Consider the following 19,715-nt stretch of genomic DNA (forward strand, 5'->3'; position numbering starts at 1 on the left):
AATCAAAGGGGCCGTTCGAGACGGCCCCTTCTCTTTCATTCAGCGCACGCGCCGCCTCACGCGATCCGCTCTTCCGACGCCGGATCGAACAGCACCGCCTTCGACACGTCGAACAGCAGCGACAACGTCTGGTCGGGCTGCGGGTTCGCGGCCGGATGCACGCGGCTCACGATCCGCTTGCCGTTGACCTGCGCGAACACGTGCGTATCGGGCCCGGTCGGCTCGGTCACGTCGACGCGCACGTCGAACGGCTGCAGGTGCGACGCGTCGCCGTTGTGCGCATGGCGCACGTCGGTGATGCGCTCCGGACGCAGGCCGAGGATCACCTCGCGGCCGACGTGCGACTTCAGCTTGCCCGCATCGAACGGCAGGTTCAGCGCGCCGCGCTTGACGCCCGTGTCGACTTCGAGCGCGATCCCGCCGCCCTGCTCGACCAGCTTGCCGTTGATGAAGTTCATCGGCGGCGCGCCGATGAAGCCCGCGACGAACAGGTTCGACGGCGAATCGTAGATCTCCTGCGGCGCGCCGAACTGCTGAACCACGCCGTCCTTCATCACCGCGATCCGGTCGCCGAGCGTCATCGCCTCGATCTGGTCGTGCGTCACGTAGACGATCGTCGTGCCGAGGCGCTGGTGCAGCAGCTTGATTTCCGCGCGCATCTCGATGCGCAGCTTCGCGTCCAGGTTCGACAACGGCTCGTCGAACAGAAACAGCGACGGATCGCGCGCCAGTGCGCGGCCCATCGCGACGCGCTGGCGCTGGCCGCCCGACAGCTGGCCCGGCTTGCGGTCGAGCAAATGCTGGATCTGCAGCATCGCCGATACGCGCTCGACGATCTGCTGCTGCTCGCTCTTCGGCACCTTGCGGATGTTCAGGCCGAACGAGATGTTCTCGCGCACCGTCATCGACGGATACAGCGCGTACGACTGGAACACCATCGCGATGTCGCGATCCTTCGGCGACAGGTCGTTGACGACCTTGCCGTCGATGCAGATCTCGCCGCTCGTCACGGTCTCGAGGCCGGCGATCATGTTGAGCAGCGTCGACTTCCCGCAGCCCGACCCGCCGACCAGGATCAGGAACTGTCCGTCCTCGATCTCGATGTCGACACCCTTCAGGACCGGCACCCCGTTCGGGTAGGTCTTGTACACGTCACGGATGGAAAGGCTTGCCATGCTGTGAATCCTCTGTCTCGTCTCGCGCGGCGCTAGGGCGCCGCGTCGGGTTCGTTTCGATGCGCCGCGCGCGATGCGCGGCCGGTTCGTCGTATCGGATGAAGCCGCGCTTACCCCTTCACCGCGCCCGCCGTCAGCCCGCGCACGAAGTAGCGGCCGGCGACCACGTAGACGAGCAGCGTCGGCAGCGCGGCGATGATCGCGCCGGCCATGTCGACGTTGTATTCCTTCACGCCCGTCGACGTGTTGACGAGGTTGTTCAGCGCGACCGTGATCGGCATCGAGTCGACGCCGGAGAACACGATCCCGAACAGGAAGTCGTTCCAGATCTGCGTGAATTGCCAGATCAGGCACACCATGAAGATCGGCAGCGACACCGGCAGCAGGATCTTCGTGAAGATCGTGAAGAAACCCGCACCGTCGATGCGCGCGGCCTTCACGAGCTCGGCCGGCACGCTCACGTAGAAGTTGCGGAAGAACATCGTCGTGAACGCGATCCCGTACACGACGTGCACGAACACCAGGCCCGGAATCGTATTCGCGAGGCCGAGCATCCCCTGCAGGCGCGCCATCGGCAGCAGGATCACCTGGAACGGGATGAAACAGCCGACCAGCATCATCGTGAACAGCGCATCCGCGCCGCGAAAGCGCCAGTGCGTGAGCACGTAGCCGTTGAACGCGCCGATCAGCGACGAGATCAGCACGGCCGGAATCACCATCTGCAGCGAGTTCAGGAAGAACGGCTTCATCCCGTCGCAGCGCACGCCGGTACATGCACCGCTCCATGCCTTCACCCACGGATCGAGGGTCCAGTGCGTCGGCGGCGTCAGCAGGTTGCCGGTGCGCAGTTGGTCGAGGTCCTTGAACGACGTCGACAGCATCACGTAGATCGGGAACAGGAAGTACAGCGCGAACAGGATCAACGCCGCATAGATCACTGCCCGGCTGATCGTCATCTTAGGCTGCATTGCGGGTGCTCCTCGATTCCATATACATCAGCGGCACCAGCACTGCGACCACGGTCACGAGCATCATCACCGACGACGCCGCGCCGAGCCCGAGCTGGCCGCGGTTGAACGAAAACGTGTACATGAACATGGCCGGCAGCGACGACGACGTGCCGGGGCCGCCCGCCGTCAGCGCGACCACCAGGTCGAAGGTCTTGATCGTGATGTGGCAGAGGATCAGCAGCACCGAGAAGAACACCGGGCGCATGCTCGGGATCACGATCTTGCGGTAGATGGTCGGCAGCGTCGCGCCGTCGACCTGCGCAGCCTTGAAGATCTCGCCGTCGACACCGCGCAGCCCCGCGAGGAACAGCGCCATCACGAAGCCGGTCGACTGCCACACGGCGGCGATCACGATACAGAAGATCGCCTTGTCCGGATCGTCGAGCCAGCCGAACGAGAAACTCGTCCAGCCCCAGTCGTGCATCACCTTCTCCAGGCCGAGGCCCGGGTTCAGGATCCACTGCCACGCGGTGCCCGTGACGATGAACGACAGCGCCATCGGGTACAGGAAGATCGCGCGCAGCGCGCCTTCGTTGCGGATCCGCTGGTCGAGCAGGATCGCGAGGAACAGCCCGAGCGCGACGCAGATCACGATGAACGGAATCCCGAACCAGCCGAGGTTAGCGGCGGAGGTCCACCACACGTCGTTCTGGAACAGGTCCGAGTAGCGGCCGAAGCCGTCGAATTCGTAGTTCGGCAACAGCCGCGAATTGGTGAGCGACAGATAGCCGGTAATCAGGATGAAGCCGTAGATGAATACCACGGCGATCGCAAGGCTCGGCGCGAGCACGAGCTTCGGAATCCAGCGATCGGCGAAGGCCGACATCGGCGACGTGCGCCGTGCGACGGCAGCGCCGGATCCGTTTCCGCTAAGAGGGGCAGCCACTTGATTCGACTCCTGGAACGAGGGCGGCGCAGGCCGGGCCGGCGCCGGGTACGGCACGGGCCCGCGGGGCGAGCCCGTTTGCTGCACATGCAAAAACGCCCGGCCGACGATGCGTTTCCAGCCGGGCGCCCGTCGCGCTTTACTTCACCTTCGCGGCTTTCGCGAGCGCGGCGACCGCGCTCTTCGAATCCTGCTGCGAGTTCATGAACTTCGTCACGACGTCGGTGATCGCGCCGGCCGTTGCATCGCTCTGCGCCATCCCGTGCGCGAGCGACGGCACGTAGCCGCCCGACTTGATCGCGGTCTGCTCGTCGGCGTACGACTTCTTCGCGCAGTCGTCGAACTTGTCCATCTTCACGCCGAGGCGCACCGGAATCGAACCCTTCAGCAGGCTGAACTGCTCCTGGAAATCCGGCGTCATGATCGTCTTCGCAAGGGCGAGCTGGCCCGGCGTCGCGGCCTTCTGGCCCTTCTGCTGGAAGAACACGAACGAGTCGACGTTGAACGTGTACGCGTTCGCGGTGCCCGGCACCGGCGCGCAGATGTAGTCCTTGCCCGACTTCTTGCCGGCACTCTCGAACTCGCCCTTCGCCCAGTCGCCCATGAACTGCATGCCGGCCTTGCCGTTGATCACCATCGCGGTCGCGAGGTTCCAGTCGCGGCCGTTGCGGCCGGTGTCGAAGTAACCCTGGATCTTGCGCACCGTGTCGAACACGGACAGCATCTGCGGCGACGTCAGCGTGGCCTGGTCGAGATCGACGAGCGCCTTCTTGTAGAAGGCCGGGCCCTGCGACAGCACCACGTCTTCCCACAGCGTCAGGTCCTGCCACGGCTGGCCACCCATCGCGACCGGCTGGATGCCGGCGGCCTTCAGCTTGTCGGCCACCGCGAAGAATTCGGGCCAGGTGGTCGGCACCTTCGCGCCGACCTTGTCGAGCGCGGCCTTGTTGATGTACAGCCAGTTCACGCGATGCACCGAGAACGGTGCAGCGACGGTGTGGCCCTTGTACTTGATGATCTTGTCGATTTCCGGCGGCAGGTTCTGCTTCCAGTCGCCGGCGACGGAATCGATGTTGACGAGTACGCCCTGATCAGCCCAGTCCTGGATCAGCGGACCCTTGATCTGCGCGGCCGACGGTGCGTCGCCGCTGATCACCTTGGTCTTCAGCGCGGTCATGGCCGCCGCGCCCGCGCCGCCCGCGACCGCGAAGTCCTTCCACACGTAGCCCTGCTTCTGCACGTCGTCCTTCAGCACGCCGACGGCCTTCGACTCGCCGCCCGAGGTCCACCAGTGCAGCACCGTTACGTTCTCGGCCGCCTGCGCCGCCACGGCGCCAGCCATCAGACCCGCGGCGCAGAGCGCGCCCATGATCGAGCGAACTTTCATTACTTATCTCCTCCAGACTGAATCAACTCGTGAGGTTCCCGGACGGGGAACCGGCTTCTTGATAAACGACGGGGAAATCGAGCCGCGGGACGCGTGCAGCGTACGGGGCCGATGACCGGCCGGGCTCTTATAGAAAGCGTGAATCGAGATTCAACGGCGTGTCTCCTCTTTGTGTTTCTGGCCCGCCGCGATGCCGCGGCGCGAGCCCGGGGCGACGGCGCGCGGACGATGCGCACCGTCAATGTCCGATAACATTCGGCACAAGGCGTTCCCGAAGGCGAAGCTCGTGCAGTTCATCGACCGCACTTCTTTTTTTCTTCACCCAGGTGCTACCCCTTGCGGCGGATTGTAGTTAAACTACAATTCAGTGTCAAAAATATTTTTATCACACTACGGATCGCTTCCCAGCCCCCAACCGGCGGAGACACATGCATACCGATTCCAGCTTTACCTTCGTACTTTTCGGCGGCACCGGCGACCTGTCGATGCGCAAGATCCTGCCCGCGCTGTTCGAAGCGCACCGCGGCAACATGCTTGCGGAAAGCGGCCGGATCGTTGCCGTCGCGCGGCACGAATCGGATCGGGCCGGCTATCTCGAATGGGTCGACACGCACGTGAAGCCGCATGCGGCGAAGGCGGCCGGCAAGGCATTCGACGACGGCGCGTGGCAATCCTTCCTCGAGCGCATCGAATACGTGAAGCTCGACCTCGGCCGTGCGGAGGACTACGTCGTGCTGCGCGACGCGGTCGCGCAACTGCCCGGCATCCGCGTGTTCTATCTCGCGACGGGCCCGTCGCTGTTCGTGCCGATCTGCAAGGCGCTCGCGTCGGTCGGCCTGAACGAAGGCGCACGCATCGTGCTCGAGAAGCCGCTCGGCTACGACCTGCGCTCGTCGAACGCGATCAACGACGCGGTTGGCGAGATCTTCGCGGAAGACCAGATCTACCGGATCGACCACTACCTCGGGAAAGAGCCGGTGCAGAACCTGCTCGCGCTGCGCTTCGGCAATGCGCTGTTCGAGCCGCTGTGGCGCCGCGAATGGGTCGAGAGCATCCAGATCACGATCGCCGAGGAGCTCGGTGTCGAGGCGCGCGGCGATTTCTACGACAATACGGGCGCGCTGCGCGACATGGTGCAGAACCACCTGCTGCAGCTGCTGTCGATCGTCGCGATGGAGCCGCCGCACTCGATGGATTCCGACTCGGTGCGCGACGAAAAGCTGCGCGTGCTGCGTGCGCTGAAGCCGGTCGATCCGCGTGACATCGGCAAGGTCGCGGTGCGCGGCCAGTATCATGCGGGCGTGATCAAGGGGGCGCAGGTGCCGGCCTACGCGACCGAGCCGGGCGTGAAGTCCGACAGCCAGACCGAAACCTTCGTCGCGCTGAAGGTCGAGATCGAGAACTGGCGCTGGGCCGGCGTGCCGTTCTTCCTGCGCACCGGCAAGCGTCTCGCCGATCGCGTCGCGGAGATCGTCGTCAACTTCCGGCCGGTGCCGCACTCGGCACTCGGGCCGACCGCGCTGCGCGCCGGCTCGAACCGCCTCGTGATCCGGCTGCAGCCGAACGAGACGATTCGCCTGTACTGCCTCGCGAAGCAGCCCGGCGAAGGGATGAACCTCGCGAGCGTGCACCTCGACCTCGCGTTCGACCAGTTCTTCAAGGAAGGGCAGATGGAGGCGTACCAGCGCCTGCTGCTCGACGTGATCAACGGCCGTCTTGCATTGTTCGTGCGCCGCGACGAACAGGAAGCGGCATGGCGCTGGGTCGAGCCGATCCTCAATGAATGGGCACGCACGCTGAAGCCGCCGAAGCCGTACGCGGCGGGCACATGGGGGCCGGCCGCGGCGAGCGCGATGCTCGCGCAGCACGGCACCTGCTGGCTCGAAGAAGAAAACTGATGCAACCCGTTGCCGTGCGCACTCGCGCGCGGCAACCTGCTCCACGATACGCACGAATTGAACAGACAAAGCAGTCCGGAGGAGATGTGATCGAGATCCACGCTTTCGACACCCAGGAAGCGCAAAGCGAAGCGCTCGCGCGCGCCGTCGTCGATGCGCTGCGCGCCGCGCTCGCCGGCCCCGCGCGCCCCACGCTCGCGGTGTCCGGCGGCACGAGCCCGCGCCCGTTCCTGCAAACGCTATCGCACACGGCGCTCGACTGGGCCGGCGTCGACGTCACGCTGGTCGACGACCGCTGGGTGCCGGAGGACGACGCAGCCAGCAACGCGCACCTCGTGCGCGACACGCTGCTGCAGCACGCGGCGGCCCCTGCCCGCTTCCTGCCGCTCGTCGACACGCGCGCGACGCTCGATGCGCACGTCGCCGCGCTCAACGCGAACGCCGACTACCGCGTGCCGAACGTCGCCGTGCTCGGCATGGGCGAGGACGGCCACACCGCGTCGATCTTCGCGGACGCGCCCGAATGGGACCACGCGATCACGACGCCCGAGCGCTTCGTCGCCGTGCATCCCGGCGCGGCACCGCATGCGCGCGTGAGCTTTTCGCTCGATGCGCTAAAGCGCGTCGACCGGCTCTTCCTGTTGATCGCGGGTGCCGCCAAGCGCGACGTGCTCGACGCCGCGGCCGCCACGCTGCAGAAGAACGCGATTTCCCAACTGGCCAACGACAAGGGGACCAAGCTCGATGTCTACTGGTGCGCAAAGTAAGGCTGTCGTCGCGGGCCAGCATGCCGACGGCCCGCGCCTGCTCGCGGACGTCGGCGGCACCAACGCGCGTTTCGCGCTGGAAACCGGCCCGGGCGAGATCACGCAGATCCGCGTCTATCCCGGCGCCGACTATCCGACGCTCACCGACGCGATCCGCAAGTACCTGAAGGACGTGAAGATCAGCCGCGTGAACCACGCGGCGATCGCGATCGCGAACCCGGTCGACGGCGACCAGGTCACGATGACCAATCACGACTGGAGCTTCTCGATCGAGGCGACGCGCCGCGCGCTCGGCTTCGACACGCTGCTCGTCGTCAACGACTTCACCGCGCTCGCGATGGCGCTGCCCGGCCTCACCGATGCACAGCGCGTGCAGATCGGCGGCGGCGCGCGCCGCCAGAACAGCGTGATCGGGCTGCTCGGGCCCGGCACCGGGCTCGGCGTATCCGGCCTGATTCCGGCAGACGACCGCTGGATCGCGCTCGGCAGCGAAGGCGGTCACGCGTCGTTCGCGCCGCAGGACGAGCGCGAGGATCTCGTGCTGCAGTACGCGCGCAAGAAGTTTCCGCACGTGTCGTTCGAGCGTGTGTGCGCCGGCCCCGGCATCGAGATCATCTATCGTGCGCTGGCCGCGCGCGACAAGAAGCGCGTCGCCGCGAGCGTCGACACGGCCGAGATCGTCGAGCGCGCGCATGCGGGCGACGCGCTCGCGCTCGAGACGGTCGAATGCTTCTGCGGGATTCTCGGCGCGTTCGCCGGCAGCGTCGCGCTGACGCTCGGCGCGCTCGGCGGCGTCTACATCGGCGGCGGCGTCGCGCTGAAGCTCGGCGAACTGTTCACGCGCTCGTCGTTCCGCGCACGCTTCGAGGCGAAGGGCCGTTTCACGCAGTATCTCCAGAACATCCCGACCTACCTGATCACCGCCGAATATCCGGCATTTCTCGGCGTGTCGGCGATCCTCGCGGAACAGCTGTCGAACCGGTCGGGCGGCGCGTCGTCGGCCGTGTTCGAGCGGATCCGCCAGATGCGCGACGCGCTCACGCCGGCCGAGCGCCGCGTCGCCGATCTCGCGCTGAACCATCCGCGCTCGATCATCAACGACCCGATCGTCGACATCGCGCGCAAGGCGGACGTGAGCCAGCCGACGGTGATCCGCTTCTGCCGCTCGCTCGGCTGCCAGGGCTTGTCGGACTTCAAGCTGAAGCTCGCGACCGGCCTCACCGGCACGATTCCGATGAGCCACAGCCAGGTGCATCTCGGCGACACCGCCACCGACTTCGGCGCGAAGGTGCTCGACAACACGGTGTCCGCGATCCTGCAATTGCGCGAACACCTGAACTTCGAGCACGTCGAGAACGCGATCGAGATCCTGAACGGCGCGCGCCGCATCGAGTTCTACGGGCTCGGCAACTCGAACATCGTCGCGCAGGACGCGCACTACAAGTTCTTCCGCTTCGGGATCCCGACGATCGCGTACGGCGACCTGTACATGCAGGCCGCGTCGGCCGCGCTGCTCGGCAAGGGCGACGTGATCGTCGCGGTGTCGAAGTCGGGGCGCGCGCCCGAACTGCTGCGCGTGCTCGAAGTCGCGATGCAGGCCGGCGCGAAGGTGATCGCGATCACGTCGAGCAACACGCCGCTCGCCAAGCGCGCGACCGTCGCGCTCGAAACCGACCACATCGAGATGCGCGAATCGCAGCTGTCGATGATCTCGCGGATCCTGCATCTGCTGATGATCGACATCCTCGCGGTCGGCGTCGCGATCCGCCGCGCGTCGACCAACGGCGAATTGCCGGAAGCCGTCGCGCAGGCGCGCGCACGGGCGAGCGACGACGAAACGGCTGACGTGCTCGACTGGCTGAGCCACGGCGCGTCGCCGGCGGCGAAGGACGTCGCGCGGGACTGACGCTTCGGTGGAACGCCGTCGCTACACGACACCCCGAACGCCGGATTCAGGCCTGGCGTTCGGGGTGTTTCGCATGAGCGGCACTGCCCCGGGCCACAGCGGCTCGGCAATCATCGACGAGCGTTCCGCCGATGGTTGCGCGTGACGTCATACGTTCGCACACGCTCTCATTTTCGAACAAGTCCAATTGTCAGCCGTTGCCCGGGCTCGGTAACTTCCCTCACGCCATGTGATGCCGCCATGTCGGTCCAATGCGAAAAACAGCGCATTTCTCAAAGAACACTGATCGGCATCGACAGCATCACGTTCATCCAGTTTGCGGAGAGGGAAATGCCTAGACCACGTTTTTCTGCTGCATGGGCAGCAGCAATGCGAATTTACGCGCCGATAAATTCCGCGGAGAAAGTTGCGCGAACGATTGGGGCAACGTGGCCACCAATATCCAGCGCTGGGGCAAAGCAGAAGTGATCAAATTCCCGCCTTCGCTGGGAGGCAGCACCCTGGACGATAGGCAGGGGATCGTTCTCTCCGAGGTTTCAGCCTCGTCGATAGCCTGAGAGAGGAATACTATAATGAACAATACCTATGACTTTGGTACACATCGAGATCTCACGCCGATGGAGCTGTTTTTCCTTGTCTTTATCGACGAGACATGCAAGGAGCTTGGCGTTGACGATGTAGCAGCAGTGGTTGCCATTGTGGCCGGTCAAAATTGGATGCCAACACGAGCAAAGCCTTTGGTACCACGCCGAGTACTTCTGTTGCGTCGATATTAAGTCGCAAGTATCTGGACTACGATTTGAAGAAGAAGATCCTCCCGACGCTGACCAACGCCAGCGTTAAGCGCTTGAGGTTCATTCTGGTAAGAAACATTGGGGTTTTCGTTGGGCGCGCGGTTCCTGTCGTTGGCTGGGTCATTGCTGCCAACGATGTCACGATGATCAGCATTCGTTCCGTGTCGCGCTATAACGCGCTTGTTAAGCCTGAGGACAAGGTGTTCTGATGAGCCAGTTTACATGGAACGAGTTTGAGGATTTTGTGAGAAGGGAGGCCGGTGTTAGTCCCAAAGAAATTCTCACAAAAGGTCATGCCGTCGAGGGTGATTTGGATATCACTGGCGACGATGCGGTCGAGTTTATGGAGAGCTTCTTCGATAAATTTCCGGTGCAAGTTGGAGATTTTGAGTTCAAGCGCTACTTCTCAGGAGAGGGATTTAGCTTGATTGAAGTGGCGCGGATGGCTTTCTCCAGAAAACGCCGAGAAAAATATGACAAAGTGCCACTGACTCTAGGCATGCTCTATCAGGCTATTTTGGATGGAGAGTGGAACAATCAGCGCTTGGAAAGTCTGCCGCGCTGATTGCGCCTCGCCAAATAGACCGGTTTATTTTTTAGGCGATGTGTTGGATCTGTGGACACCTCTGGAGTCTGCCATGAGACAAAATCCGCTGCTCCAGTGTGTGATGTTTGGGGTACTGACCGTTAGCGGCACCATCGGGCCATGCAACGGATGCAACGTCGTCGCCGCAAGCCGGCGCCCGAACCTACGCGCAGAACTACAAGGACATGGTGCTCGCCGAATGCATCGCGACCGCTTATCGGAATGAACCGTCCGCTGCGATGGACGCGGGAAGCAGCGCCAGTGCACTAATGGATTGGACCGACTTCGATCTGGAACGAAACCCCGATGCGAGCAAATCGCTGGTCAATCGTTTTCTTGCACGCGATTACAGCAATCCGATCGTCGAATCCGAAATCAAAGGCGTGAGGTTCGATTTTTTGAAATGCCTGGATCTGTACCATAGCAAGGAACTCGATGCCCAGGTCAAGCGGTTCGTGATCAACCCGAAGCGCAGCGATCGACTCAACAATCGCTCGTCAGACCGTTCCAAGTGATGCAGAGGCGGGAAATTTGAACCCGCAGCTCACGCCCCGGCCGGCACAGCACGCCCGTGCCAGCGCAGCACCAGATAGCGCCCGACGAAGCACAGCACGCCCGTGACGCCGATCGTCACGCCCATCGCGAACGGCGTGCCGTCCGCGAGTGCACCGATCGCGACGCTCGCGATCGCGCCGAGCGCGAGCTGCATCGCGCCGAACACGGCAGCCGACGCGCCCGCGTTGTGCGGATAGCGATGCATCAGGTCGGTCGTGCAGTTCGCGGACAGGATCCCGACCACGCCGACCACGAAGAACAGGCACACGACGATCGACCACAGTCCGCCCCACCCCGTCAGCGCGACGAGCGCGACCGCGAGCGATGCGATGCAGCTCACGAGCGACGCGGCCGCGATGATGCGCAGCGAGCCGATGCGGCCGACGAGCCGCGTATTGGTGAAGTTGCCAATCATGATCCCGACCACGTTCAGCCCGAACAGCAGCCCGTAGTGCTGCGGCGACACGTGGAAATACTCGATGTACACGAACGGCGTCGCGGTGATGTACGAGAACATCGACGCGAACGCCATCCCGCCGCACAGCATGTGCCCCCATGCGACCGGATCGGACAGGATGCGCCCGTACGATGCGAACGACGCGAGCACGGCCGCGCTCTTGCGGCGCTCCTTCGGCCAGGTTTCGGGCACGCGCAGGTACGCGGTCGCCGCACACACCGCGCCGAACACGGCCAGCACGACGAACACGCCGCGCCAGCCCGAGAAACGCAGGATCTGCCCGCCGATCAGTGGCGCGAGCAGCGGCCCGACCGCGGTGACGATCGCGACCATCGACAGCACCTTCGCCGCGTCGGTCGGTTCATGCGCATCGCGCGCGATCGCACGCGACAGCACCGACGCCGCGCCGGCGCCGAGCGCCTGCAGAAAGCGCACGAGGATCAGCATGTCGATCGAGGTCGACACGAAGCAGCCGATGCTCGCCAGCGTGAACAGCGCGATGCCGCCGAGCAGCACCGGGCGGCGGCCCCACGTATCGGACAGCGGACCGTACAGCAGCATGCCGACCGAGAAGCCGGCCATGAAGCTCGTCAGCGTGCGCTGCGCGGCGCCGGGGCTCACCGAGAAGCCGTCGGCGATCGACGGCAGGCTCGGCAGGTACATGTCGGTGGCAATCGGCCCGCAGGCGGCAAGCGCGCCGAGCAACAGGATCAGCCGGGCATCGGGCCGGCGCCGGACGACGTGGGACATGGGTATCCGGAATGGAGGCCCGCGCGCATCGGGGCGCGCGTGGCGGTGAAGACGGGAGGCTGCGCCGCGCACGGCGCTCAGGCCCATGATTGTACGCGCAACTTTTTCGCGTGCCGCCGGCCGCGTGCCGCGCACGGCCGGAAAGTGCCCGTGCGGCCAGTGTCGCACGGGGCCGCGGACGGAGTCGCGCGGGCGGATTCGATTAAGCTTGCGGCTCCCGCTTCTTTTGTCTGACCCATTCGACGTACGACCGAACCGATGACCGCCTTCCTGCTGATCTGGAGCCCCAAGAAATGGCCGTGGCCCGAGCTGCCCGACGTGGCCGCGCGCGTGAAGGCCGGCGAGGCCGTGCATGACGTGTGGGGCTGCGGCTTCGCGCGCGGCATCCTGCCGGGCGACCGCGTGTTCCTGCACCGCCTCGCGAAGGAGCCGAAGGGCGTGTTCGGTTCCGGCTACGTGACGCGCGCGCCGTACGAGGTGCCCGATCCGTCGACGAAGCGCGGCTACCGGCTGTGCATCGACTTCGTCTATGACTGGCTGGTCGACGCACACCAGGACGTCGTGATCCCGCGCGACGCGCTGCGCGTGCATCCGTACTCGGTGCAGACCTGGGATGCGCAAAGTTCCGGCACGGTGATCAAGCCGATGGTCGAAGGCCCGCTGGAGAAGCGTTGGGCCGAGCTGACCGGCAAGCGCAAGCCGCCGCCCGTGCCGGATCGATAACGGGGCCGAATCACCCCACTTCCTTTCCGGCCCGTGCAATCCCCATGCAATCCTTCACGCGCGGAAAGGACGCAGTCCGCCCGGCAGGCCCGCCGAGCGCGTCTCCGGTACAATCAGACGATCGTTCCGCCCAGGCGCCGCGGCCCGTGCACAGGCCCCCGCGCCCTTCTCTCGCAGGTTTCGCTCATGTCCAACAATCAGATCCTCTTCGAACGCGCCCAGAAGACCATTCCCGGCGGCGTCAACTCGCCGGTGCGCGCCTTCCGTTCGGTCGGCGGCACGCCGCGCTTCGTGTCGCGCGCACAGGGCCCGTACTTCTGGGATGCCGACGGCAAGCAGTACATCGATTACATCGGCTCGTGGGGCCCGATGATCGTCGGCCACGTCCATCCGGAAGTGCTGTCGGCCGTGCAGAACGTACTCGCCGACGGCTTCTCGTTCGGCGCGCCGACCGAGGCGGAAATCGAGATCGCCGAGGAAATCTGCAAGCTCGTGCCGTCGATCGAACAGGTGCGGATGGTGTCGAGCGGCACCGAGGCCACGATGAGCGCGCTGCGTCTCGCGCGCGGCTTCACGGGCCGCAGCCGCATCGTCAAGTTCGAGGGCTGCTACCACGGCCACGCGGACAGCCTGCTGGTCAAGGCCGGCTCGGGCCTGCTGACGTTCGGCAATCCGACGTCGGCCGGCGTGCCCGCCGACATCGCGAAGCACACGACCGTCCTCGAATACAACAACGTCGCCGCGCTGGAAGAAGCATTCGGCGCGTTCGGCGACGAGATCGCCGCGGTGATCGTCGAGCCCGTCGCGGGCAACATGAACCTCGTGCGCGGCACGCCCGAATTCCTGAACGCGCTGCGCGCGCTGTGCACGAAGCACGGCGCCGTGCTGATCTTCGACGAGGTGATGTGCGGTTTCCGCGTCGCGCTCGGCGGCGCGCAGCAACACTATGGGATCACGGCGGACCTCACCTGCCTCGGCAAGGTGATCGGCGGCGGGATGCCGGCTGCCGCGTTCGGCGGCCGCCGCGACATCATGGCCCACCTCGCGCCGCTCGGCGGCGTGTACCAGGCCGGCACGCTGTCGGGCAACCCGATCGCGGTCGCCGCGGGCCTGAAGACGCTGCAGCTGATCCAGGCGCCGGGCTTCTACGACGCGCTCACCGCACAGACGAAGCGCCTCGCCGACGGCCTCGCGGCCGAAGCGCGCGCAGCCGGCGTGCCGTTCGCGGCCGACTCGATCGGTGCGATGTTCGGCCTGTACTTCGCCGAGCGCGTGCCGACCAGCTTCGCGGAAGTCACGAAGAGCGACATCGAGCGCTTCAACCGCTTCTTCCACCTGATGCTCGACGAAGGCGTGTACTTCGCGCCGTCCGCGTATGAGGCCGGCTTCGTGTCGAGCACGCACGACGACGCGGTGATCGACGCGACGCTCGCGGCCGCCCGCCGCGCATTCGCGGCCCTCGCCGCCTGACCCGGGTCCCCGCGCATGTTCTCGGATACCGATTTCGCCCACATGCAGCGTGCGCTGACGCTCGCGGCGCGCGGGATGTACACGACCGCGCCGAACCCGCGCGTCGGTTGCGTGATCGTCAAGGACGGCGACGTGATCGGCGAAGGCTTCACGCAACCGGCCGGCCAGGATCACGCGGAAGTGCAGGCGCTGAAGGACGCGCGCTCGCGCGGCCACGACGTCGCCGGCTCCACCGTGTACGTGACGCTCGAGCCGTGCAGCCACTTCGGCCGCACGCCGCCGTGCGCGAACGCGCTGATCGACGCGCGCGTCGCGAAGGTCGTCGCGGCGATGGAAGACCCGAACCCGCAGGTGTCGGGGCGCGGCCTCGGGATGCTCCGCGACGCGGGCATCGACGTGCGCTGCGGGCTGCTCGCGAACGAGGCGGGTGAACTGAACATCGGCTTCGTGTCGCGGATGACGCGCGGCCGCCCGTGGGTGCGGATGAAGACGGCCGCGTCGCTCGATGCACGCACCGCGCTGCCGTCCGGCGAAAGCCAGTGGATCACCGGCGAGGCCGCGCGCCTCGACGGCCATGCATGGCGTGCGCGCGCGTGCGCGATCCTCACCGGCATCGGCACCGTGCGCGAGGACAACCCGCTGTTGACCGTGCGCGGCATCGACACGCCGCGCCAGCCGCAACGCGTGCTGGTCGACAGCCGCCTCGACCTGCCGCTCGATGCGCGCCTGCTCGAAGGCGCGCCGCTGCTGATCTTCTGCGGCCGGCTCGATGCCGCCGGCGAAGTGCGTGCGAACGTGCTGAAGTCGCGCGGCGCGGAAATCGTGCCGCTCGCGAATGCGCACGGCAAGGTCGACCTGCCCGCGATGCTGGCGGCGCTCGGCGCACGCGGCGTCAACGAGCTGCACGTCGAGGCCGGCCACAAGCTGAACGGTTCGCTGCTGCGCGAGCAATGCGTTGACGAGCTGCTCGTCTATCTTGCGCCGAGCCTGCTCGGCAGCGACGCAGCCGGCATGTTCGACCTCGCCGCGCCGGCGAGCCTCGACGCCCGCACGCGGCTCGCATTCCACAGCGTCGATCGGATCGGCGACGATCTGCGGATCCTGGCGCGTGTCGCGCCGCCCCCCGCCTCCCACTGAACGGAGCCGTCACGATGTTTACCGGAATTGTCGCGGCCGTCGGCCGCATCGAATCGATCAACCCGCTCGGCGCGTCGCCCGACGCGGGCGTGCGGCTGACCGTGCAGGCCGGCGGGCTCGACCTGGCCGATGTCGCGCTCGGCGACAGCATCGCGATCCAGGGCGCGTGCATGACGGTCATCGAAAAGACCGAAACCGGATTCGACGTCGACGTGTCGCGCGAAAGCCTGAACCGCACGGTCGGCCTCGCGCAACCCGGCGAAGTGAACCTCGAGAAGGCGCTGCGCGCACACGACCGCCTCGGCGGGCACATCGTGTCGGGCCACGTCGACGGCCTCGGCACCGTGACCCGGTTCGCGCCGGTCGGCGAATCGCACGAGTTGCGGATCGTCGCGCCGCGCGAGCTCGGCCGCTATCTGGCATACAAGGGCTCGATCACGGTCAATGGCGTGAGCCTGACCGTCAACACGGTCGACGATCGCGCGGACGGCTGCGAATTCTCGATCAACCTGATCCCGCATACGGTCGAGGTCACGACGCTGCGTCACGTGAAGGCCGGCGACAAGGTCAACCTCGAAGTCGACATGATCGCGCGGTACACCGAAAGGATTCTGTCGTCGGCACCGCCCACAGCGCGCAGCTAACCGCTGCGGCTGCCCTCGCTGCCCAACAGCTTTGCGCCGCGTTGCAAGTCGTCCATCGGACGACTTCGGAGCCTCCGGCGTCGTTGGACCCGGCGCAACGGATTTCAGACCATCACGCCGAGCCCGAGCTTGCGGACGAGGCTCCGAAATTTTTCCTCGTGTTCAAGCCTGACCACCAGTTGTCGCTCGCCGGCGCGTAGACAAAGACCCCTTGCTTCCTTCGCCTCCGCCACCATCGAAGCGATCTTCTCGTTCTCGCAATCAATCAGTAGCGCGGTTCCCAGAACCTTCAGCGCTTTCCCCTGCTGCTCGGCCGCCTTTAAGAACGACTCCACTGTTTCAGGCAACGGCTGATCTTCTCGTGCCTCCAGGAACAGCCGAAGCTCTCCAATATCGAGCCCTTTCTCAATGGCGCCAACGGCCCTTTGAAGATCCAAGCGCCACCGATTTTCCGTCAGTTCCTCTGCCCACGTAGCCAGCGCCAGCGTTTCGTCGATTGAGAGCCGTCCGTCGACGACATTCACTTGCAAGCTCGGCAACACGGCAAGCTTGACGCTCGGCACAACCGGAGGAGGCACATACTCGTCGTTCAATCCGAGGCAATATGCCCCGAGCGAGCTAATGCGGAAATACATCAGGCCATCATAACGGCTCAGGTATTCCAGGTCGTCGGTCCCCCACATCCCGCGATAGTCGTCACGTACGCCGGCGGGCTCGATATAGGCGACATCGACCACCCCGAGGGCCGCTGCATACTCGAACAGCACGCAAAGAAGATATCGAAACTGCAGAATTGACCAATCGTGGTAACCGTCGTGGCCCAGATTACCGTATTGCGGTTCGCAGATATAAAGACTCCAAGGATCATTCGCCACTTCGAATGTCCGCCCGGTCGCCTCCATGAACCGGGAAAGGTCGTCGACGCCGACCCAGGCTCCGATCGGGCAGTCCCTCAGCGCGTCGATAATCGCGGTGCGACGCGGCGCTACCGCGGTCATCGCTCGTCCTTTGGATTTTTGCCCCTTGATGACATCGATACGGCTAAATTCATCGAACAGATTGGTCTTCAGCCATTTGCTCCAGATCGCTCTCAACACAATGGCTGGCGCGGACGCCAATGCTGTGCGACCGGCAACGCTCAGAGCCAGTTTGCTGCCGTTTCGCTGCACGAGCCCCGCGGCCTGAAGCAGCAGCGGCCAAGAAAACGCCTTGAACGGACCGGTACCCGGCTCCGGGTTACCGCCTGCCGGCCCATAGAAATCCCCATTGGCAAGGTACTCCGTCAGCAACCGCAATGTAACGCTTCCGGGCAGCAACGTTTTCTCGCTCGTCTGAATCTTCCCCTGGTCCGCCAGTCGCAGCAAAACCGGCAGATCGACCAATGCATCGAGTTCGGTACGCCTCACGGTCAGCTGTTTTTCGCCGACCTTTTCGGGCAGCGCGGCGACCGGGCTCAGCCTAACGGGTGCAGGCTCATGGACGAAACCGCGCAGCCGTTCACGGAGTTCGAATGGCAGGCTGTAGCGACCGGCCTCGTAGTACAGGAAAAGACCCAGCGCCGTCGGCTGCCCGCGGGAGGAATAGCGCCGGCCGCCCTCGTCGACTGTGAAATCCGGCAATCTCCCGTATTTCGCTCGAAACCGCTTCCCATCGAAGACTCCTCGCTCGGCGTACGCAGCTTCGGCAACAGCCATACGTTGCGTGTCGTCCAGGCGATCCCAAAGCGCGTGCAGCGCATCGCCATCGAGGCTCTTCAGGATCTGTTCGATCAGTTGGTCCTTCTTTCCGGTCGGCGCCGTATCAGGCAACCAGCGCATAAGCGATTTCAACTGGTCCATGGTGAGGCGCGAGAGCACTTCGTTCAACATATCGATGGCGGATTGGGTTTGGCAGGAGATGACCGGCATTATCGCCGGCCATCAGCTAGTCGGTGGTCGCCTACCGGGCTGCCCTCCGGTCAGATCGAACAGGAATACGCGCGCGACAGCGCGCAATCAAGCGATCGCGCCGCTATCGCCCGTCAGCTCTTTCAAAGCCCTGTCCGGGAAGACCGCCCCCTTGTAAAGCGGGCTACATGGCGTGCGCGCCAGTTTTAGCGACAGCTCGATGAGTTCGTTCGGTTTGTCGTGGGCGCGGTAGGCTTCGGCGAGATGTGCGAACTCCGTCATGATGCCGACAACGCTGCGATTTTGCGTCTTCGCGTATTTGACGACCTGCATTTCTCTCACTTCCGAGTCGATAAACGAACGCGGCACTCCGTGGGCGTCCAATATATCTATCAGAGCCCCCGGGAACCTGACCGCCAGGTTGGCGGCCGGAGCCAATGGCATCAGCACCGGCAATAGCGTCTGCTCATTCACGAGCATCGCAACCTGCGGCCGCCATGGCAAAACAGTTGCGTACCAGTTGCCAAGCTTCGCGGTGCTGCTTCCGGCCTCGACCACTTCGGGTTTCAGACGTTTGAGCAGCTTGTGAGTGCAGTAAAGATAGAGCATAGAAAGGGGAGCAACCTTGTACCAAGAGAAGATGTACGCCGGGCTGACATGGCGTACCTCCAACCGACTCCGGCGCGAGGAGCGGTAGGCCCAAGCGTGCTTCGGCCGGGCTCGCCAAAGCCTACCGTTGAAATTATACGCAGGTAGCGTATAATTTTGCCATGCAAGCGACCTTCATTGAACTACCGCCGTTTTCCCGTGAACGCGAGAACTATCTGGCGGATGACGAGTACGCCGTCCTGCAGAAAGCGCTGCTGGCTAATCCCGAGGCTGGCGACTTGATCAAGGGAGCCGGCGGTCTGCGGAAGTTGAGGTTCGCCGACAAACGGCGCCAGAAAGGCAAACGCGGTGGCCTACGAGTGATCTATTACTACTGGGTCAGCGGTTATCAATTCTGGTTGTTCACACTGTACGACAAGGATGAAATGGCGGACCTATCCAGTGATGAGCGCAAAGCTTTCGCGAAGCTGCTGGAAAGAGAGGTCACGATACGGAGCAAGCAATGAAGAAGCGAAATCTGTTTGCTGAATTGACTGAGGGTCTCGACGCCCTTGTTGCCGAGCGCGAAGGAAAAATCACGCTGCGCAAGATCAAGGCCGATGTACCCGATGCGCTTGAAGTCTCGCCGGCCGAAATCAAGGCCGTGCGCGAAGCCTCTCACGCGTCGCAAGCTGTCATGGCTCGAAGCCTGCGCATCAACGTGCGCACGTATCAGAATTGGGAACAAGGCAAAGCCAAGCCCAACGCACAGGCCGCCACGCTGATCCGACTGGTCGCCAAGCACCCGGAAACGCTTCAGATGCTGGAAACGCTCTGAACAATTGCGGGCACCGTCCAGCATCGCCTATCGTCGTCTCGCTACAAGCACCGTGACGCGACGGTATTTCTGACGGTATACGAGCCGCTTTTCTCGACCCCGCCTATGTGGGGCTTGGTATTCGCGCCAGACTCAACATAATCGCGCGGTATGTGGAGCGGATGCTGTCGGCATCGCAGGGCGTGCATCAGGACTGACCGGGCGGCGGCGCCCCTGGATATGGAATGTCTGGAACGGCGGCCGGCGGTTCGGCCCGAC

General features: G+C 64.5%; 18 protein-coding genes and 2 pseudogenes. 13 read left to right on the top strand and 7 right to left on the bottom strand.

Annotated elements, in window-relative coordinates; translation table 11 throughout:
- Positions 1 to 56: 56 nt before the first annotated feature.
- The 4 genes from DIE15_RS19745 to DIE15_RS19760 form a co-directional block, all read right to left on the bottom strand.
- Complete coding sequence (locus tag DIE15_RS19745) at positions 57 to 1,175, bottom strand: ABC transporter ATP-binding protein (protein ID WP_057928501.1); 1,119 nt, start codon at positions 1,173 to 1,175, stop codon at positions 57 to 59.
- A 110-nt stretch (positions 1,176 to 1,285) separates the two neighbouring features.
- A complete protein-coding gene (locus DIE15_RS19750) occupies positions 1,286 to 2,143 on the bottom strand; it encodes a carbohydrate ABC transporter permease (protein ID WP_057928500.1) in 858 nt (285 codons plus the stop codon).
- On the bottom strand, positions 2,133 to 3,071 hold the full coding sequence (locus DIE15_RS19755) for a carbohydrate ABC transporter permease (RefSeq protein ID WP_057928499.1): 939 nt from the start codon (positions 3,069 to 3,071) through the stop codon (positions 2,133 to 2,135). The genes DIE15_RS19750 and DIE15_RS19755 overlap by 11 nt, the downstream gene beginning before the upstream one ends.
- Positions 3,072 to 3,210: 139 nt before the next feature.
- Entirely contained in the window at positions 3,211 to 4,458 is a 1,248-nt protein-coding gene (locus tag DIE15_RS19760) for an ABC transporter substrate-binding protein (RefSeq protein ID WP_124834130.1), read from the bottom strand.
- 428 nt (positions 4,459 to 4,886) lie between these two features.
- Here DIE15_RS19760 and zwf point away from each other — a divergent pair, with 428 nt between their 5' ends.
- The 7 genes and pseudogenes from zwf (at position 4,887) to DIE15_RS19795 (ending at position 10,924) form a co-directional block, all read left to right on the top strand.
- Positions 4,887 to 6,356: a glucose-6-phosphate dehydrogenase gene (gene zwf / locus DIE15_RS19765; RefSeq protein ID WP_057928497.1), complete on the top strand. Its 1,470-nt coding sequence runs from the start codon at positions 4,887 to 4,889 to the stop codon at positions 6,354 to 6,356.
- Between the two features lie 86 nt (positions 6,357 to 6,442).
- Positions 6,443 to 7,123 (top strand): 6-phosphogluconolactonase, encoded by a 681-nt coding sequence (pgl, locus tag DIE15_RS19770; RefSeq protein ID WP_124834131.1) that lies wholly within the window; start codon positions 6,443 to 6,445, stop codon positions 7,121 to 7,123.
- Positions 7,101 to 9,029: a bifunctional transcriptional regulator/glucokinase gene (locus DIE15_RS19775; protein ID WP_124834132.1), complete on the top strand. Its 1,929-nt coding sequence runs from the start codon at positions 7,101 to 7,103 to the stop codon at positions 9,027 to 9,029. Before pgl ends, DIE15_RS19775 begins: the two co-directional genes overlap by 23 nt.
- Before the next feature lie 356 nt (positions 9,030 to 9,385).
- Complete coding sequence (locus DIE15_RS19780; RefSeq protein ID WP_124834133.1) at positions 9,386 to 9,586, top strand: hypothetical protein; 201 nt, start codon at positions 9,386 to 9,388, stop codon at positions 9,584 to 9,586.
- 15 nt (positions 9,587 to 9,601) lie between these two features.
- Positions 9,602 to 10,032, top strand: a pseudogene (locus DIE15_RS38160) (STM2901 family protein).
- Positions 10,032 to 10,388 carry a DUF1493 family protein gene (locus DIE15_RS19790; protein WP_124834134.1) on the top strand — a complete coding sequence of 119 codons (357 nt, stop codon included), beginning with the start codon at positions 10,032 to 10,034 and terminating at the stop codon, positions 10,386 to 10,388. Before DIE15_RS38160 ends, DIE15_RS19790 begins: the two are co-directional and overlap by 1 nt.
- Positions 10,389 to 10,491: 103 nt before the next feature.
- Positions 10,492 to 10,924, top strand: a pseudogene (locus DIE15_RS19795) (type VI secretion system amidase immunity protein Tai4).
- Positions 10,925 to 10,953: 29 nt separating this feature from the next.
- Here DIE15_RS19795 and DIE15_RS19800 read toward each other — a convergent pair.
- Positions 10,954 to 12,171, bottom strand: a complete 1,218-nt coding sequence (locus DIE15_RS19800) for a Bcr/CflA family multidrug efflux MFS transporter (RefSeq protein WP_124834136.1) — start codon at positions 12,169 to 12,171, stop codon at positions 10,954 to 10,956.
- 258 nt (positions 12,172 to 12,429) lie between these two features.
- Between DIE15_RS19800 and DIE15_RS19810 the strand changes: the two genes are divergently transcribed.
- The 4 genes from DIE15_RS19810 to DIE15_RS19825 all read left to right on the top strand — a co-directional run bounded on the left by DIE15_RS19810 (position 12,430) and on the right by DIE15_RS19825 (position 16,145).
- Positions 12,430 to 12,894, top strand: a complete 465-nt coding sequence (locus tag DIE15_RS19810; protein ID WP_124834137.1) for a hypothetical protein — start codon at positions 12,430 to 12,432, stop codon at positions 12,892 to 12,894.
- 186 nt (positions 12,895 to 13,080) lie between these two features.
- Positions 13,081 to 14,364: a glutamate-1-semialdehyde 2,1-aminomutase gene (gene hemL / locus DIE15_RS19815; protein WP_124834138.1), complete on the top strand. Its 1,284-nt coding sequence runs from the start codon at positions 13,081 to 13,083 to the stop codon at positions 14,362 to 14,364.
- Between the two features lie 15 nt (positions 14,365 to 14,379).
- A complete protein-coding gene (ribD, locus tag DIE15_RS19820) occupies positions 14,380 to 15,501 on the top strand; it encodes a bifunctional diaminohydroxyphosphoribosylaminopyrimidine deaminase/5-amino-6-(5-phosphoribosylamino)uracil reductase RibD (RefSeq protein WP_124834139.1) in 1,122 nt (373 codons plus the stop codon).
- A gap of 14 nt (positions 15,502 to 15,515) precedes the next feature.
- Complete coding sequence (locus DIE15_RS19825) at positions 15,516 to 16,145, top strand: riboflavin synthase (RefSeq protein WP_124834140.1); 630 nt, start codon at positions 15,516 to 15,518, stop codon at positions 16,143 to 16,145.
- Positions 16,146 to 16,249: 104 nt separating this feature from the next.
- Here the strand turns inward: DIE15_RS19825 and DIE15_RS19830 are convergent, their stop codons facing one another.
- Positions 16,250 to 18,052, bottom strand: a complete 1,803-nt coding sequence (locus tag DIE15_RS19830) for a hypothetical protein (RefSeq protein ID WP_244104861.1) — start codon at positions 18,050 to 18,052, stop codon at positions 16,250 to 16,252.
- Positions 18,053 to 18,139: 87 nt separating this feature from the next.
- A complete protein-coding gene (locus DIE15_RS19835) occupies positions 18,140 to 18,640 on the bottom strand; it encodes a DUF6933 domain-containing protein (protein WP_124834160.1) in 501 nt (166 codons plus the stop codon).
- A gap of 161 nt (positions 18,641 to 18,801) precedes the next feature.
- On the opposite strand from DIE15_RS19835, the gene DIE15_RS37055 reads away from it, so the two are divergent.
- Together DIE15_RS37055 and DIE15_RS37060 are read left to right on the top strand one after the other, a co-directional pair.
- The gene (locus DIE15_RS37055; RefSeq protein ID WP_175825418.1) at positions 18,802 to 19,146 is read left to right on the top strand and encodes a type II toxin-antitoxin system RelE/ParE family toxin; all 345 of its coding nucleotides are present in this window, start codon (positions 18,802 to 18,804) and stop codon (positions 19,144 to 19,146) included.
- Positions 19,143 to 19,457 (top strand): DNA-binding transcriptional regulator, encoded by a 315-nt coding sequence (locus DIE15_RS37060; protein ID WP_175825417.1) that lies wholly within the window; start codon positions 19,143 to 19,145, stop codon positions 19,455 to 19,457. Before DIE15_RS37055 ends, DIE15_RS37060 begins: the two co-directional genes overlap by 4 nt.
- Positions 19,458 to 19,715: the final 258 nt, after the last annotated feature.

The organism is Burkholderia sp. Bp9031 (assembly GCF_003857965.1).
GTDB lineage: Bacteria > Pseudomonadota > Gammaproteobacteria > Burkholderiales > Burkholderiaceae > Burkholderia > Burkholderia ambifaria_A.

Coding starts and splice junctions, on each gene's coding strand:
- DIE15_RS19760 (WP_124834130.1), bottom strand. CDS start 4,458: ATGAAAGTTCGCTCGATCATGGGCGCGCTCTGCGCCGCGGGTCTGATG.
- DIE15_RS19800 (WP_124834136.1), bottom strand. CDS start 12,171: ATGTCCCACGTCGTCCGGCGCCGGCCCGATGCCCGGCTGATCCTGTTG.
- DIE15_RS19775 (WP_124834132.1), top strand. CDS start 7,101: ATGTCTACTGGTGCGCAAAGTAAGGCTGTCGTCGCGGGCCAGCATGCC.
- hemL (WP_124834138.1), top strand. CDS start 13,081: ATGTCCAACAATCAGATCCTCTTCGAACGCGCCCAGAAGACCATTCCC.
- DIE15_RS19790 (WP_124834134.1), top strand. CDS start 10,032: ATGAGCCAGTTTACATGGAACGAGTTTGAGGATTTTGTGAGAAGGGAG.
- DIE15_RS19810 (WP_124834137.1), top strand. CDS start 12,430: ATGACCGCCTTCCTGCTGATCTGGAGCCCCAAGAAATGGCCGTGGCCC.
- DIE15_RS19825 (WP_124834140.1), top strand. CDS start 15,516: ATGTTTACCGGAATTGTCGCGGCCGTCGGCCGCATCGAATCGATCAAC.
- DIE15_RS37055 (WP_175825418.1), top strand. CDS start 18,802: ATGCAAGCGACCTTCATTGAACTACCGCCGTTTTCCCGTGAACGCGAG.
- DIE15_RS19835 (WP_124834160.1), bottom strand. CDS start 18,640: ATGCTCTATCTTTACTGCACTCACAAGCTGCTCAAACGTCTGAAACCC.
- ribD (WP_124834139.1), top strand. CDS start 14,380: ATGTTCTCGGATACCGATTTCGCCCACATGCAGCGTGCGCTGACGCTC.
- DIE15_RS19780 (WP_124834133.1), top strand. CDS start 9,386: ATGGGCAGCAGCAATGCGAATTTACGCGCCGATAAATTCCGCGGAGAA.
- zwf (WP_057928497.1), top strand. CDS start 4,887: ATGCATACCGATTCCAGCTTTACCTTCGTACTTTTCGGCGGCACCGGC.
- DIE15_RS19830 (WP_244104861.1), bottom strand. CDS start 18,052: ATGCCGGTCATCTCCTGCCAAACCCAATCCGCCATCGATATGTTGAAC.
- DIE15_RS37060 (WP_175825417.1), top strand. CDS start 19,143: ATGAAGAAGCGAAATCTGTTTGCTGAATTGACTGAGGGTCTCGACGCC.
- DIE15_RS19745 (WP_057928501.1), bottom strand. CDS start 1,175: ATGGCAAGCCTTTCCATCCGTGACGTGTACAAGACCTACCCGAACGGG.
- DIE15_RS19750 (WP_057928500.1), bottom strand. CDS start 2,143: ATGCAGCCTAAGATGACGATCAGCCGGGCAGTGATCTATGCGGCGTTG.